Origin of the sequence: Dermatophilus congolensis, assembly GCF_900187045.1 — a bacterium.
Classification (GTDB): Bacteria; Actinomycetota; Actinomycetes; order Actinomycetales; family Dermatophilaceae; genus Dermatophilus; species Dermatophilus congolensis.
This window is the reverse complement of sequence record NZ_LT906453.1, coordinates 426686-442280: the sequence shown is the minus strand read 5'-3', so window position 1 is coordinate 442280 and position 15595 is coordinate 426686. Positions and strand designations below refer to the sequence as shown.

The following is a 15595-nucleotide window of genomic DNA, read 5'->3' as shown; positions in this document are numbered from 1 at the left end:
CGTTAATTTGCGTCAATGATCGTTGTCGTTACTGACGTCATTGCAGGACGTGGGGGAGTGGACCCAAAACCAAAACGCACCGGGGGAGTCACCCGCTGCAACGAACCCAGATCTTGCCCCTGCCACGAAGCAATCGAATCGGTGATGGCATGCACATCACACGCCCCATAGAATTCTCGGCGCCCGCGACCGGCCGTACCTGCAGTACGCAACCCGACAAGACGAGCAGGCACGTCAGTTACACGACAAAATGCTGGACTCGTGGCGATGGAGGTGGGGATCAGATGCAGCAGCCACCCCAACGGAGTGCGTTCTCCCGTCGTCATCGACAGTTCCAAAGGCCCGGCCTTCAGGCTCCAATGCTCCACACCTGGTGAAACGGTGGTCACTTCACAGGAAACCGGCACTGTGACAACCTCGTCGAATGTGTAGGTGGCTGTCACAAAATCAGCCACTTCAGCTGAGGGAGCAAGCAACATTCGCCAACCATCGGCGCGCTCCACCATCACATCAGTGAACGTTCCTAAAGGAGAATCCACCCATCGGCCAACAACGAGCCGAGTGCCTTCTTGCGTGCCAACCCCAGCGATATGACCGCGAAAAACATGACGCCCCATATGCATGCCTTCCTTTCTTAGCTGCTCATGGGAGATGTTCGCCTCCTAGAACAATCACCCAAAAAATCTTATTTAAAAGAAAACTCACCCCCTCTTAATTTGTGAAATTTTTAAAACATTCACCAGAGATATGCGGGCATCCTTGAGTGCCTCTAACGCCAATTTCTCAGCTTGAAGCAAGAGCCTACGGCGAACTTCTTCTGCTTCCTGGCACATCAAAAAACCTGAATTCCTGTGGGGCACCACACAGCTCGAACCACACACCGGACGATGTATTCCCGATCTGAGATCGCCCTCATGCCCACAGGAATTGAAAGGCCCGCAATGACGCGACGTACTCGAAAAATCACCCTGTCAAAAATCATGGCTCCAGCAGTGGTCGTCGCGCTCGCCTTACCGGCAGGAACAGCTTTTGCTGCACAACCACATGTTGTGCACACGCCTGCGGTGAAGACTGATGGGTCAGGCGCCTATCTCGTTGGTTCAGGCATGTACGACATCACCGGTGCTGCCGCGGAAACAGGAATGTTTGGGTATGCGGCATCGCAAGAAGTCGATGGCCTGCATATGCGCTTGTACTCACGTGCTTTCGTTGTGGCTGACCAAAAATCAGGAAAACGAGTGGCGATGGTGACCACAGACATGGGGGCTATGTTCCCATCGATCACCTCTGCTGTGGTTGCCAAACTGCAGCAAAAGTTCGGGGACAAGTACACCTCTCAAAATGTCCTCATCGCAGCGACGCACACTCACGTAGGTAATTCAGGGATGTCCGGTGATCGGCTGTATCAGGTAGCTGGCGCCGACTCGACCTCGGCTGGCTACGACAAGAAAAACTTCGACACCGTAGTGAACGGCATTGTTGAGTCGATTAGTCGTGCGCACACGAGCCTGGCCCCGGGCACGGTGCAGCGCTCGGAAGGGGAGCTTAAAGGGGCCACGCGTAACCGCTCTCTTCCTGCACACCGAGCTAATAAAAACCCAGGTAGCGAAGTGGATTCGTCCATGACACAGCTGGAGTTTCGAAGGTCTAATGGACAAGCGGTTGGGGTGTTGAACTGGTTCGCGATCCACCCGACGAGCTTCAGCAGAAAATTCACCAAGCTCAGTGGCGACAACAAGGGCTATGCCTCGTACATGTTCGAGAAGCAGATGGGAGGCGACCCGAACAAAGCAGGATCGTTTGTGGCTGCGTTCGCCAACAGTGCGGTAGGCGATGTTGTTCCGGCGCAGGGCAATGCTCACTCGGCCCCCGGATACGGTGGTAGCTCCGATGAGTACCACAACACTCACGTTGCTGGAGAAGCACAGTTAGGGAAAGCACGTCAGCTGTGGGCAGCGCAGGGGCACGCGCAGGGTGGGCCAGTTGATTTCCGTTCCAGGCACATTGACCTGCGTAACTACATCGTGTATGCCAAATATGCTGGCGGTAAGTCTGTGCAGTTGTGCAAGGCCGCGCGGGGGTTCTCGTTTGCATCCGGTGGTGAGAATGGTCCATCGAAGATTCCGGGGATGTACGAGGGGATGACGCGTGACTCGTTCTCTATTTCCGACAAGATCAAGAAGGTTGATACCTCTGCGTTGGGTGGACTGACGAGGCTAGCGTTTGCCGGGATTTCAGCGCTGCATCAAGACAAGTGCCATGCAGAGAAACCTATTCTTTTGCCTACGGGGGCCTGGAAGATGGTGAGCTCGGTGGTGCAGGTGCAGCTAGTCCGGGTGGGGAACACAGCGGTTTTGGCATTGCCGGTCGAGCCGACCACGGTGGCTTCGCGCAGGTTGCAGGAGCGGGTTGCTGCTGAGCTAGCGGGAACAGGTGTCAATCGGGTGGTGATTGCAGGTGTGGCTAACGGTTATAACGGCTATTTGGCCACTCGTGAGGAGTATGCGGCGCAGCATTACGAAGGTGCTTCGACAGAGTTTGGTCCGTTTGAGTTTGCTGCTTTCGAGCAAGAGGCTGCTGGTTTGGCCTCGGCGATGAAGAAGGGCGCTGCGGTCAGTGATGCAGCTTCTCCGGCAGGAAGTTTCACGGCTAAGACTCCTGCTCGTCCGGGAGTGCTGTTTGACAGTAAGCCGGCAGGTCAGCAGTTTGGGCAGGTGTTGGAGCAGCCATCGCAGTCATATTCCGCTGGTCAGGTGGCTTCGGCGGTGTTCCGTGCGGGTCATCCAAAGAATGACTACCGAACGATGGGGTCGTTCTTGCAGGTTCAGCGTCAAGAAGGTGGTCAGTGGAAGACGGTGAGGACGGACCGGGATTGGGATACGACGTATGCGTGGAAGCGAGAAGGTGTTGCTTTTTCGCGGGCGACGGTGCAGTGGCGTATTCCGAAAGGAACTCCGGCGGGAACATATCGACTTGTTCAGACCGGTGATTGGAAGAATGCTCGCGGCGGGAAAGTGTCGCCGTATGTAGGAATGTCGCGGTCTTTTACGGTGCGTTAATTTTCAGTGATTTCTGTCACTTTGTTAGTGGGTTTTGTGGGGGTGGAAGGTGCGTCACGTCGCTGTGTCTGCCCCCACATGGCCTGCGTCACGGAAATGCGAGGGGTGTCACATACACACATAAGGGGTGTAAACGATTTCAGCACCGATGGCATTTCGTAGATTCAAAAGAAAGGGCGTGTCCGAGATAGGCACACCTGACACGAGGCCGATAAGACAGACAATCGACCTCTTGAAGCCGACCACTTTGGAGGGCACCCGACGTGACCGCGACAGCAGAGACCCCGACAACCACAGCGTGGGAAGGGTTCAAAACAGGCCCGTGGAGCGAAGGTATCGACGTCCGCGACTTCGTCCAACGCAACTACACGCCCTACACCGGTGACGCCTCCTTCCTAGCCGGCCCCACCGCTAAAACCTTGCGCGTATGGGAAACCCTCGAAAAGGAATACCTCAGCGTTGAACGCCGCAAACGCGTCTTCGACGTTGACACCCACACCCCCTCCGACATCGACGCCTTCCCCGCCGGATACATCAGCGAAGACGACGACGTCATCGTCGGTCTCCAAACAGACACCCCACTCAAACGTGCCATGATGCCCTCCGGCGGCTGGCGCATGGTCGAAACCGCCATCAAAGAAGCAGGTCTCGAGCCCGACGAAGACGTGAAGAAAATCTTCACGAAATACCGCAAAACCCACAACGACGCAGTATTCGACATCTACACCCCCCGCATCCGCGCCGCGCGCTCCTCACACGTCATCACCGGACTACCCGACGCCTACGGACGTGGCCGCATCATCGGTGACTACCGCCGAGTCGCCCTGTACGGTGTGGACGCCCTCATCGCCGAAAAAATGGCAGCCAAAGACGCCGTCACCGGCGCAGAGTTCTCCGAACACTGGGCCCGATACCGCGAAGAGCACGCCGAACAAATCAAAGCGCTCAAAAAACTCAAAGTGATGGCCGCCTCCTACGGCGTTGACATCTCCGGCCCCGCAACCAATGCCCACGAAGCCGTCCAATGGACCTACTTCGGCTACCTCGGCGCCATCAAGAGCCAAGACGGCGCAGCCATGAGCATCGGCCGCCTATCGCCCTTCTTCGACATCTACTTCGAACGCGACCTAGCCAACGGCACCCTCACCGAAGAACAAGCCCAAGAAATCATCGACTCGCTCGTGCTCAAACTGCGCATCGTGCGGTTCCTGCGCACGATCGACTACGACCAAATCTTCTCCGGTGACCCCTACTGGGCAACCTGGTCCGATGCCGGCTTCTCCGTCGACGGGCGCCCCCAGGTCACAAAAACCTCGTTCCGCCTGCTGCAGACACTGCGCAACCTCGGACCAGCCCCAGAACCCAACATCACCATCTTCTGGGACCCCGAACTACCCGAGGGGTACAAAGAATTCTGCGCCGCGATCTCAGTAGAGACCAGCTCCATCCAGTACGAATCCGACAAGCAAATCCGCGACAAATGGGGCGACGACGCCGCCATCGCATGCTGTGTTTCCCCCATGGCAGTCGGTAAGCAGATGCAGTTCTTCGGAGCCCGCGTCAACGCAGCCAAATCACTGCTCTACGCAATCAACGGCGGCCGCGACGAAGTATCCGGCAAACAGATCACCAGCCCCGAATACGGCTTCGAACCCGTCACAGGTGATGGCCCGCTGGACTTCGAAGACGTCTGGCACAAATACGAGCTCATGCTCGACTGGGTAGTCGGAACCTATGTTGAAGCGCTCAACATCATCCACTACTGCCACGACCGATACGCCTACGAAGCCATCGAAATGGCACTGCACGACTCCGACATCATCCGCACCCTCGGATGCGGTATCGCAGGCCTGTCGATTGTCGCCGACTCCCTCTCGGCCATCAAATACGCCAAGGTCTACCCAGTCCGCGACGAAACCGGACTCATCGTGGACTACCGCACCGAAGGAGAATTCCCGGTCTACGGCAACGACGACGACCGCGCCGATGACATCGCCGCCACCATCGTCCACACCGTAATGAGCAAGATCAAAGAACAACCGCTCTACCGCGATGCCATCCCCACCCAATCCGTGCTGACCATCACCAGCAACGTCGTCTACGGCAAAGCCACCGGATCCTTCCCGTCCGGACACAAAGCTGGCACCCCCTTCGCCCCAGGCGCCAACCCAGAAAACGGCATGGACAGCCACGGCATGGTCGCCTCCATGCTCTCCGTCGGAAAACTCGACTACAACGACGCCCTCGACGGCATCTCCCTGACCAACACGATCTCGCCAGCCGGCCTTGGCCGCACCAAAGACGAGCAGGTCAGCAACCTCGTCGGCATCCTCGACGCCGGTTTCATCATGGACCAGTGCCAGAGCTGAACCGACGATAAAAGTCACACGACAGTAAGGAGATTCAATCAATGAGCGCGAAAACCTTCGAAGAACGTCTTTCCTCCATGAAAGAAAACCGCAGCAAAAACAACATGGCCTCAGGCCTCTACCACGCCAACATCAACGTCCTCGACGAAGCCACCCTCACCGACGCGATGGACCACCCCGAGAAATACCCCAACCTCACGGTCCGCGTTTCGGGATACGCAGTGAACTTCGTCAAACTCACCGCTGAGCAGCAGCGCGACGTCATCTCCCGCACCTTCCACCAAGGCGCCTGAGACACCAATAGATAAAACCATCGAGCCCCGGCTGGAACACTCCAGCCGGGACTCGACATATCCAGCAACACACAGAGGACACCACCACACATGGCCGACGGAATCACCGGCACAGTCACCCTCGAACCCACCGACGGTGACCGCGTCCGCGGAATCGCCGCAGGAATCGGATACGACCGAATCGAACTTGGCCGACCCGAACTGCTCGAAGCCCGCCGCACCGGCGAAGTCGCACTCGTACACTCCTGGGAACTAGTCACCGCCGTAGACGGTCCCGGAACACGAATGACGCTATTCCTCACCGGCTGCCCGCTGCGCTGCCAGTACTGCCACAACCCCGACACGATGGCCATGAAAACCGGCACTGTCGAGCGGATCGAAGAAATCATCGCCAAAGTAAAGCGATACAAATCAGTCTTCCGCGCCTCTCACGGCGGACTAACCATCTCCGGCGGAGAACCCCTCCTCCAGATCGAATTCACCCGCCGCCTACTGCAAGCAATCCACGCCGAAGGCATTCACACCTGCATCGACACCTCCGGCTACCTCGGAGCACGCCTCAGCGACGAAGACCTCAGCAACATCGACCTTGTCCTCCTCGACGTCAAATCAGGCCTACCCGACCTGTACAAAACCGTCACCGGCCGCGACCTGGCCCCAACCATCGCATTCGGAGACCGGTTCCACGCCCTGGGCAAACCCACCTGGATCAGATTCGTCATGGTCCCAGGCCTGACCGACACACCAGAAAACGTCACCGCCGTCGCCGACATCGTTCAACGCTGGAAAGGCACCGTAGAACGCATCGAAGTGCTGCCCTTCCACAACATGGGCGTAGACAAATGGCGTGAACTAGGCATGCGCTACAACCTGGAAAACACCCAACCGCCCACGCCCGAAGCCATCGAAAAAGTACGAAACGTGTTCCGTGAACGCGGATTCCAGGTGCATTAAAAACACCCCACACCCGGGCTGGCGCTAAGAACAGGAAAACCAACACAAATGCCAGCAGCCAGCCCGGCAGAACCAATTATTTGAGCTTCTTCCACGGCATCGAAGGCACCGCAGCCTTAACGCGGAACGGACCATTACCGAACGTCCCAGCCACCAACGCACGCTGCGCCGAGACCCCAACCTGCGGATTGGGAATCGTCATAGTGCTGTAGGCATAACCAGCCCACCCCACACCGGCCCGCGCTGCCTCCTGATACTGCGCGATAGACTGCGCGATAGTGTTATTCCACATCGCATTACCGCTGACCATCGTGCGCCCATCACGCTTTTGCAAAGCAGCCATTCCCTGCACCCAACTCGTGAAATACCGGCGCTGAGTCGCATCAGAAGCCGACCGATAATTCATGACAAAAACGCTGTCCACGATCTTTTGATGGGTCCAGCGAGGAATGTCCTGAACCGTTTGCCGGAACCCATCCGTACGCGTCCAATTCGTTGAAGCCCCTGGTCCCTGACCGAACGCAATCGCATTCACAGACAATCGGTCCCTCTTATCCCGCCGCATCATCTGATCATGCACACCGCGAACAACAGCCGTGACCTGATCCCTGCGGAACCGATGCCACAACGGATCACCAGGAGCAGGCGTACCCGTGGTCTTAAAAGTTCGCCTAAACGCAGCTAAAGCAACCGGCGTATAACCCCAGTCATTATCCAACCGGCCTGAAGCCGTCTGATCGGGGTAACGGATGTAATCCAAATTCACACCATCAATGGCGTAATTCTTTTGAATCGAATCCACCGTGGCCACCACGTGCTTACGAGCAGCAGGATTCCCCAGATCCAAAAACGTCGTTCCATCAGCCGACACCGTGCCGTCATAACGGCGATCCGACCAACTATCTTTCGTGCCCGGGCCATGCACATTAAAAACATGCCGCGGATCCGAGGGCGCACTGGCGCCACTCCATATCTTGCCCACAACCACCCACGCATGCACCTGCAGCCCCGCCGCATGCCCCTTAGCAACCACATCCGCTAACGGATCAAACTGCGCCGCACCCGTACCCGCCGCCCGCGGAAGAATCGACTTATTACACAAGCAATCCGAACGGCGCACCGTCTGCACCACCAAAGTATTCACACCCATCTGCTTGGCCGTGGCCACTAACGAAGACACTTCCGCCCCCGAAAACAAGCCCGGCTCCCACGCATCCACCCACAACGCCCTCATCTGCTGAGGCACCCCAGCCGAAACCACCCCAGCCTCAGACGAAACCGGTGCCGCCGCCACCGGCGCAGCACCGCCCAGCCCCACAGCAGCCACCACAGCACCAGCAACAACCAACGACCCACACCGACGACGCATAACCAACCCCACAACCTTTCACCCGTCAGCAGGGCACGCCCCACCAGATATCGAACGGCGCTATGCACCGCCGCGCCACACAGCGCACTCACCCATAAAACCCCCGCCACCGCCACAACAGCGAGCCTGCTCGGACACAACAAAACCCGCCAATAAACAACAACAAAAACCCCTACACACCAGCACAAAACTGCCGATAAGAAACTGAATAAGGGCCCACGCCCGGCTCAAGCCTCGCCCCGTCGTGCGTCGAGAAAGCGGACCCCCTCCATGACCCAGCTGCTATCTAACCCCTCACTGCGGCGCACCCTTGCAAACATCACCGCCCTCAAAACAACCCTGGCCCTCATCACACTCACCGTTCTCTGCGGCATCCACGCCCCCACCCCAGCCGCACACGCAGCCCCCACCAACACCGGCACCTCCAGCGACAACGCCATCACCGTCACCACCACCGCCACCCCAGCAAGCATCCCCCCAGGCGGCTCCCAAGTCAGCATGGCCTACACCGTCACCAACAACACTGCTGAACGCGCCTACCTCGTCAGCATGCTCGACAACAAATGCCCCGCAGTCCGGCAAACCAGCGGCCTGAAAACCGACTCCATCCGCTGGTACATAGAACCAGGAAAAACCGCCAACTTCAGCTGCAACTTCTTCGCAGGCATCGCCCTGGACGCCACCATCACCGCAACTTTCACCACCTACAACACCACCAACACTTGGCACGAATCCAGCGCCCAAGCCACAACCACCGTCACCCTGGCCACCAACCAATGCGACACCCTCTGGTACTCATCCCTACTCAACAACAGCGACACCGGCCGCATCGGCACCCTCGGCACCCAACCCAACTCCGCCATGCAACCCCGCTGGACCATCTCCCAACTCACCAACAGCGTCTACGACTCCTCTGCAGCCCTAGACGTCAACCCCGTCAACCCCAACCACATCTACTTCATACCCAGCAAAGCAGGAAACAGCTACGGCGGACTCTGGCGCCTAGACACCAACACCGGAACCGCCACCCGCATCACCACCAACACCACCGCCACCACCAGCGTCCGCCTCGCCGCCGACCGAAACGGCACCCTATGGTCCTGGGCCACCAACGGCATCCTTTACTCCCTAGCCCCAGGAACCACCACCTGGACAGCCCACACCCTCACCGCAGCCAGCAGCACCGACGGAAGAACAACCCTCACCGCCGACCAAACCAAAAACCTCGGCGCTGGCGACCTCGTCACCAGCGGCAACGGCGACCTATGGCTACTTGCCGCCAACACCGGAACCAACACCACCTACCTACTGAGCATCAACGCCAACGAAAGCACCAAACCCACCCCACCCCCGTCATCGTCGGCCTCATGAACCGCCCCACCGACGGCGGCTTCTACACTGGCCTAGCCTTCAGCTCCACAGGAAAACTACTCGCCTCCGCCGGAGCCGCATCCTCCACCACCGCCACCAACACCCTCTACGAAGTCGACATCGCCACCGGCCAAGCCACCCGCATCTCCGCCGCTCCCAGCGCAGGCAACGGATCCATCGGCGACCTCGGCTCCTGTGCACAACCCCTGTCCCGACTCCACCTCATCAAACGCGCCGACACCCCAAACCCTGCCGTCAAACCCGGCGACACCATCACCTACGAAATCGAAGCCCGCAACCTCGGCGGCATGGCAGCAGTCGATGTACGACTCCAAGAAAGCATCCCCGCCGGAACCACCTACCTACCTACCCGGCAGCACCACCCTCAACGGCACCAAAATCGCCGACACCAACGGCACCATGCCTTACACCAACACCCGCGAAATCCACGCCAACAACACCACCCGCGCTGGCATCATCCCCGCCTTCTCCACCGCCACCATCAGATTCACCGTCACCGTCAACAACACCAGCCCCCAGACCACCAACATCACCAACCAAGCCACCCTCACCAGCACCACCTACACCAACGGCCTCCTCTCAGACGACCCCTCCGCCCCCGGCTCCACCGACCCCACCTCAGTACGCATCGCCCGACCCGCCATCACAATCGACAAAACCGCCAACACCCCCGCCATCACCGGCAGCGGACCCATCACCTACACCTACACAGTCGCCAACATCGGAGCCGAACCCCTAGCCGGAATCACCCTCACCGACAACGCCACTCGCGGCGCCACTCCCATCACCCCCTACGCCTGCACCAGCCCCACACTCACCAACGGTGACGCCAACAAAGACACCATCCTCGACATCTACGAAACCTGGACCTACACCTGCACCGACACCCTCACCTGGAGCACAACCGACACCGACAGCGGCACCACCATCACCAACACCGCCACCGTCACGGGAACCGGCGAAACCTCCGGAAGCACCGTCACCTCCACCTCCGCCCTCACCACCGCCCTAAAACCACAACCGGCCTACATCAACATCACCAAACAACCCGGAACCGTCGTCGGACCCGACTCCGACACCGGTGAAATGGTCGCCTCCTACTCCGTCCTCGTGAGCAACACCGGCCAAGCCAACGGCAGCTACAGCACCCTCACCGACACCCCAAACCCACCAGCCGGCATGAAAGTCACCGCAGTCGAATGGGTACGCCTCGACGGCGAAACCGTCACCGGCAGCGGCATCGCCCCCAGCGACGGCAACGGCGGCTACCTACTCAACACCACGCCGCGCCCCCTACCCGGCGGAGCCACCGAACGCTACCGCGTTCGCATACGACTCCTGTGGACAAACAGCACCATCCCACTCCTGACCTGCGACCAAGGCAGCGGCATCCGCAACACCGCCGCCCTGCCCACCGGAGAAGAAAACGCACCCACTAACGACAACACCACTTGCCTCGACGCACCCCACCCACCCCAACCAGCCATCGCACTAGTAAAAACCGGAACCCCACCAGCTGCCGCCACCGCCGGATCCACCATCCCCTACACCTTCACCGTCACCAACAACAGCCCCAACATCTTCCTCACCGACCTCACTATCACCGACCCCCTCATCAGCGACATCACCTGCGACAACAACCGCCTATCCGCCGGAACAACCACCACCTGCCGCGGCAACTACACCATCACCACCACCGACCTCAACGCCGGAAAAATCACCAACACCGCAACCGCCAGCGCCCTGCCCGCCGGATTCGACCCCACCAACCGCATCACCACCACCGCCACCAACACCCTGCCCGTCAACTCCACCGCCGCACTCACCCTGAACAAAACCGCCACCGCCCAAGACCCCAGCGCCCTGACCACCAACGCCGCCGTCGGCGACCGCATCACCTACACCTTCACCATCACCAACTCCGGCAACAAAACCCTGCACCAACCCACCATCGATGACCCCATCCTGGGAATCACCAACAAACCATGCGGCACCGGCGACCTGGCCATCGGCGACACAACCAGCTGCACCGCCACCTACGCCCTCACCAAAGCCGACATCGACCGAGGCCGACTCACCAACATCGCCACCGCCACCGCACTAGGCACCGCCGGCGGCACTGACGACCCCGCACCCATCACCGACTCAGCCACCGCAACCCTGACCGGAATCGCCGGAAAAACAGGACTCTGGCTCGAAAAATCCCAACTAGGCACCGTCATTGACGCCGACAACTCCGGCGACCACTCCGCCGGCGACACCCTCTGGTACACCTTCCGCGTACGCAACCTCACCACCGCCACCATCACCGGCATCACCGTCACCGACACCAAAGCCGGAAGCACCGTCACCTGCGACGAAACCACCCTCGAAGTCGGCGCATCCACCGCATGCCGCCTCAGCAACCCATACCGCATCACCACCGCCGACCTCACAGCCGGAAAAGTCATCAACGTCGCCACCGCCACCGCCGACGGTGGATTGACTTCCAACCAACCCAGCGTCACCACCCTCCTCACCTACAACCCCACCCTCACCCTCACCAAAATCGCCGGCGCCCTCACCGAAGCCACCATCACCCCCGACACCCCCGCAGGCCCCAGCAAAGGCGACACCATCACCTACTCCTTCACCGTCACCAACCCCACCGCCCTACCCATGACCAACCTCACCATCACCGACCCCCTCCTACCCTCCATCACCTGCACCAACCCCACCGGCGCCACAACCACCACCATCCAAGCCCGCGAAACCCTCACCTGCACTGCAGCAGCCCCATACACCATCACCCGACCCGACATCGACGCCCGCCACATCACCAACACCGCCACCGCCACCCCCGCACAAGGAACCCTCACCCCACCCACCGCCAGCACCACCACCCCCCCTCATCCCCCTACCACGCCTGAGCATCACCAAAACCCACACCGGCCCACCCAACGGCAGCATCAACCTCGGCGACACCATCACCTACACCATCACCCTGACCAACGAAGGCGCCGGAACCCTACGCAACCTCACCATCACCGACCCCATGCTTGGCCTCGACCACGCCTGGTGCCAAGAGGCCACCACCACCCTGGCCCCCGGAGCCAGCATCACCTGCACCACCCCCACTCACACCGTCACCCAACGCGAACTCGACCTACTCGGCGCCACCAACACCGCCATCGGACACGCCCTGTCCGGAAGCGACGACACCCCTGCCCTCCTCGAAGCCACCACCACCGACACCTTCACCACCATCACACCCATCGGAAAACTCACCGTCACCAAACACTTCGACCAACTCGACGACACCGACAACTCCACCACCCCCCACCCCAGGAGACCTGCTCCACTACCGATTCGTCGTCACCAACACCGGAAACGCCACCCTGCGCTTCCTCACCGTTGACGACGCCACCATCCAAATGAACTCCTACTCCTGCGGAAACATCGACATCGCCCCCGGCGCATCCACCACCTGCCTCGCCCCCGTCTACACCCTCACCAGCAGCGATATCACCAACAGCACCACCATCACTAACACCGCCACCGCCACCGCCATCACCTACCGAGGCGACATCATCACCGGACAAGACACAAACACCACAAACTTGGCAACCGCCCCCGCGCCTCCCTGACCCTGACTAAAACAGCCCAACTCGACCACGACCCCAACCACAACCACCTCGCCGACCCCAACGACACCGCCCGCTACACCTTCACCGCTACCAACACCGGCACCACCACCATCAACAACCTCAGCATCAACGACCCCATGCTGCAAGGCGCTAAAACCGCCGTTACCTGCGCCGAAACAGCCCTGCCACCCGCAGAGGCAACCACCTGCACCACCGACACCCCAATGACCATCAACCCAGAAAACATCACCCCATTCATCACCCCCGGAAACCACACCCTGCCCAACACAGCAGCAGCCCACGGCACCACCCCACCAGAACCAACCACCGGTAAACCAGCTATCGACGTGTTCTCACCCTCAGCCCGCGCCACCATCCCCCTCGTTGATGCCCTCATCGCCACACCCGCACCCCCCACTGACCCCGGCGCTCCCATCCCAACACCCACCGACCCTCCAGCCCCCACTCCTGCTCCCAATCAACCCACCCCTACCCCCCTCACCCATACCACCCTTGCCCGAAGACGGCCCCACAAACCCACCAAACAGCCCCGGACACCAATACCGCCCAAACCACCCCACCAATAACTCCACCAGCACAAACCCATCCCTCATCCCGCCACGAAACATCATCGATGTCCCTACACAACGATGGGGAAAAGGCAACGCAGAAGGCACCCCCAGCAGTGCCTGGCATCTCCCCACACCCGGCCCCACCTGGCGCACCGGCCACGTCAGCCCGCACACAGCAACTGTGCCCAACACCCCCACCTCAGCACACCACCAACCCACCGCAGAAACACGCCCAGAACCACCCATAGCTGCAACACTGCTGACCCTCATCGTGACCAGCAGCGCAATCGCCTACATACTGCGCAGCCGACGAAAACGCACCCGCCCATAAAAGAGCGGCTCTTGTGATCAGCAGATCACAAGAGCCGCTCGAAGCCGCCAGGTATCAGCGACCGTTAATGTCCTTTGTGCTGTTGGCCATCGTGAAAACAGTGTGCGCAATCGCGTCAGAAATCACATCCACCGCGTGCATATTCACGTTCGCCATCGAATCCTTAGGGGTGTGGTAGTTGCCGTCATACGGGGCACCTTCAACGCCACCAAACATCAAAACCTCACCTTTGGACTTCTTCCCATCAGCACCGGTGTCAATACCAGAAGCTGGGATGCCGTTCTCAATGAAGGCTTGATAATCAGAACGCCCATTGAACTCTGAATCAATCCACGGCTGCCCCACCGAGTCGAAATAGTCCGTGAAAATGCTCTCCGTTTGAATAGAGCCCTCAGGAACATTCACCGGTGCCTCATGGGTGGACTGGTCAGCGTCATACACACCGATGGAGTAGTTCGGCGAACCAACCATGTCGAAGTTCAGATACGCAGCGATCTTCTTCAGCGACTCAGGATCTTTCTTCTTCATGTCCTCCACATAGTGAGTCGACCCCAGTAGGCCAATCTCCTCGGCACCCCACCAAGCGAAACGCACCTTATTGGTGATGCCCTTCTGTTTAGCCATCTGCACAGCTACCTCAAGGATGCTGGCAGAACCCGAGGCATTATCATTAATGCCCGGACCTTGCGGGACGCTATCCAAATGTGCACCGACCAAAGCGACATTGTCTGCCCGACCAGCTTTAGTCTCGGCAAGAATGTTAAAAGTGCGTCGCTTCTCAGTGAGCTTGTCCAAAACAAGGGTGGCCTCAACCTGCGGGCCAGACTCTTTGATTAAGTCAGCGCCCACCGCTTTCGTGACGGTGATGGTAGGCACATGAGTTTGATCAACTTTGCCAAGAGTGCCGTTGAGCTCGCCATCACCATTGTTGTAGACAATCAGAGCAGCCGCTCCAGCCGCCCCTGCAGCGCTGGACTTAGCAGAGAAAGAACAACCCCCACGCTGCACAACAGCGATTTTTTCTTTCGCGTTGATCCCAGACCATGCTGCAGCATCACAGCCGGTAATTACCTTGGGTTGGACAAACTGACCAGTGATGCCCTCTTTAGCTGCTGGGCTATAACTCAGCACCTGATGCGCAACAGTCTTTCCTGCCACCGTGAGCTTTGAAGATTTCACCTCGTCATGCGTGTACTCGAAATGCTGGCGCTGAGTGCGATACCCGGCCTTACGAAGGACAGCTTCAACATAGCGAGCCGAATGCTCATACCCACTCGTGCCGACGGCACGGTTTCCATTGTTTTTATCGGCAATCTCCTGAAAAGCGCGTAGGTGAGCCTCAATATTTTCCGGCCGGACCTGTTTACGAATTTTCTGAGATGCCTGCGTGGGATTCTTTGGTGCTGGTGTAGCAGTAGGAGGTTCAGGCGGTGTGGGAGCCGCCGAAGCCATCAAACCTGCTGGCCCCAGCGTGGCAGCAGTTAATCCAATAACGGCCAAGGCAGCCGTCGCGGTGCGTCGATGAACTCGCACGACAATCCTCCTGAAACTATTCGGCTCATAGGCACTGGAGTGTGCTCAATCTGAACTGAAGCATGGAGGACCCTGATAGTCACGGAAGAGAAAAAAG

At 59.2% G+C, this 15595-nt stretch carries 12 protein-coding genes and 2 pseudogenes; 11 read left to right on the top strand and 3 right to left on the bottom strand.

The window, feature by feature from the left end:
* Nucleotides 1-2: 2 nt before the first annotated feature.
* Nucleotides 3-617 (bottom strand): hypothetical protein, encoded by a 615-nt coding sequence (locus tag CKV89_RS01855; RefSeq protein ID WP_084441048.1) that lies wholly within the window; start codon nucleotides 615-617, stop codon nucleotides 3-5.
* Nucleotides 618-941: 324 nt separating this feature from the next.
* On the opposite strand from CKV89_RS01855, the gene CKV89_RS01850 reads away from it, so the two are divergent.
* From CKV89_RS01850 to pflA, 4 genes are all read left to right on the top strand, one after another.
* Nucleotides 942-3059 (top strand): neutral/alkaline non-lysosomal ceramidase N-terminal domain-containing protein, encoded by a 2118-nt coding sequence (locus tag CKV89_RS01850; protein ID WP_197697063.1) that lies wholly within the window; start codon nucleotides 942-944, stop codon nucleotides 3057-3059.
* 263 nt (nucleotides 3060-3322) lie between these two features.
* Nucleotides 3323-5428 carry a pyruvate formate lyase family protein gene (locus CKV89_RS01845; RefSeq protein ID WP_028327252.1) on the top strand — a complete coding sequence of 702 codons (2106 nt, stop codon included), beginning with the start codon at nucleotides 3323-3325 and terminating at the stop codon, nucleotides 5426-5428.
* Between the two features lie 41 nt (nucleotides 5429-5469).
* Entirely contained in the window at nucleotides 5470-5721 is a 252-nt protein-coding gene (grcA2, locus tag CKV89_RS12475; RefSeq protein ID WP_028327253.1) for an autonomous glycyl radical cofactor GrcA2, read from the top strand.
* A 90-nt stretch (nucleotides 5722-5811) separates the two neighbouring features.
* The gene (gene pflA, locus CKV89_RS01835; RefSeq protein ID WP_028327254.1) at nucleotides 5812-6675 is read left to right on the top strand and encodes a pyruvate formate-lyase-activating protein; all 864 of its coding nucleotides are present in this window, start codon (nucleotides 5812-5814) and stop codon (nucleotides 6673-6675) included.
* 76 nt (nucleotides 6676-6751) lie between these two features.
* Here pflA and CKV89_RS01830 read toward each other — a convergent pair whose 3' ends face one another.
* On the bottom strand, nucleotides 6752-8056 hold the full coding sequence (locus CKV89_RS01830; RefSeq protein WP_084441050.1) for a glycoside hydrolase family 10 protein: 1305 nt from the start codon (nucleotides 8054-8056) through the stop codon (nucleotides 6752-6754).
* 258 nt (nucleotides 8057-8314) lie between these two features.
* Between CKV89_RS01830 and CKV89_RS11625 the strand changes: the two genes are divergently transcribed.
* The 7 genes and pseudogenes from CKV89_RS11625 (at nucleotide 8315) to CKV89_RS01800 (ending at nucleotide 13965) form a co-directional block, all read left to right on the top strand.
* Nucleotides 8315-9415, top strand: a complete 1101-nt coding sequence (locus CKV89_RS11625; RefSeq protein WP_028327255.1) for a hypothetical protein — start codon at nucleotides 8315-8317, stop codon at nucleotides 9413-9415.
* Nucleotides 9310-9723, top strand: a pseudogene (locus CKV89_RS12740) (hypothetical protein); the annotation flags it as partial. The gene CKV89_RS11625 and the pseudogene CKV89_RS12740, both read left to right, overlap by 106 nt.
* Before the next feature lie 13 nt (nucleotides 9724-9736).
* Nucleotides 9737-12226: pseudogene (locus CKV89_RS12675) on the top strand (DUF7507 domain-containing protein); the annotation flags it as partial.
* A complete protein-coding gene (locus CKV89_RS12670) occupies nucleotides 12201-12833 on the top strand; it encodes a DUF7507 domain-containing protein (RefSeq protein ID WP_407919584.1) in 633 nt (210 codons plus the stop codon). The pseudogene CKV89_RS12675 and the gene CKV89_RS12670, both read left to right, overlap by 26 nt.
* Complete coding sequence (locus tag CKV89_RS12000; RefSeq protein WP_456236322.1) at nucleotides 12769-13062, top strand: DUF7507 domain-containing protein; 294 nt, start codon at nucleotides 12769-12771, stop codon at nucleotides 13060-13062. Before CKV89_RS12670 ends, CKV89_RS12000 begins: the two co-directional genes overlap by 65 nt.
* Nucleotides 13059-13649: a DUF7507 domain-containing protein gene (locus tag CKV89_RS12665; RefSeq protein ID WP_407919583.1), complete on the top strand. Its 591-nt coding sequence runs from the start codon at nucleotides 13059-13061 to the stop codon at nucleotides 13647-13649. The genes CKV89_RS12000 and CKV89_RS12665 overlap by 4 nt, the downstream gene beginning before the upstream one ends.
* A complete protein-coding gene (locus CKV89_RS01800; RefSeq protein WP_028327259.1) occupies nucleotides 13576-13965 on the top strand; it encodes a hypothetical protein in 390 nt (129 codons plus the stop codon). The genes CKV89_RS12665 and CKV89_RS01800 overlap by 74 nt, the downstream gene beginning before the upstream one ends.
* Nucleotides 13966-14019: 54 nt before the next feature.
* Here the strand turns inward: CKV89_RS01800 and CKV89_RS01795 are convergent, their stop codons facing one another.
* A complete protein-coding gene (locus CKV89_RS01795; protein WP_028327260.1) occupies nucleotides 14020-15498 on the bottom strand; it encodes a M20/M25/M40 family metallo-hydrolase in 1479 nt (492 codons plus the stop codon).
* Nucleotides 15499-15595 lie beyond the last annotated feature (97 nt).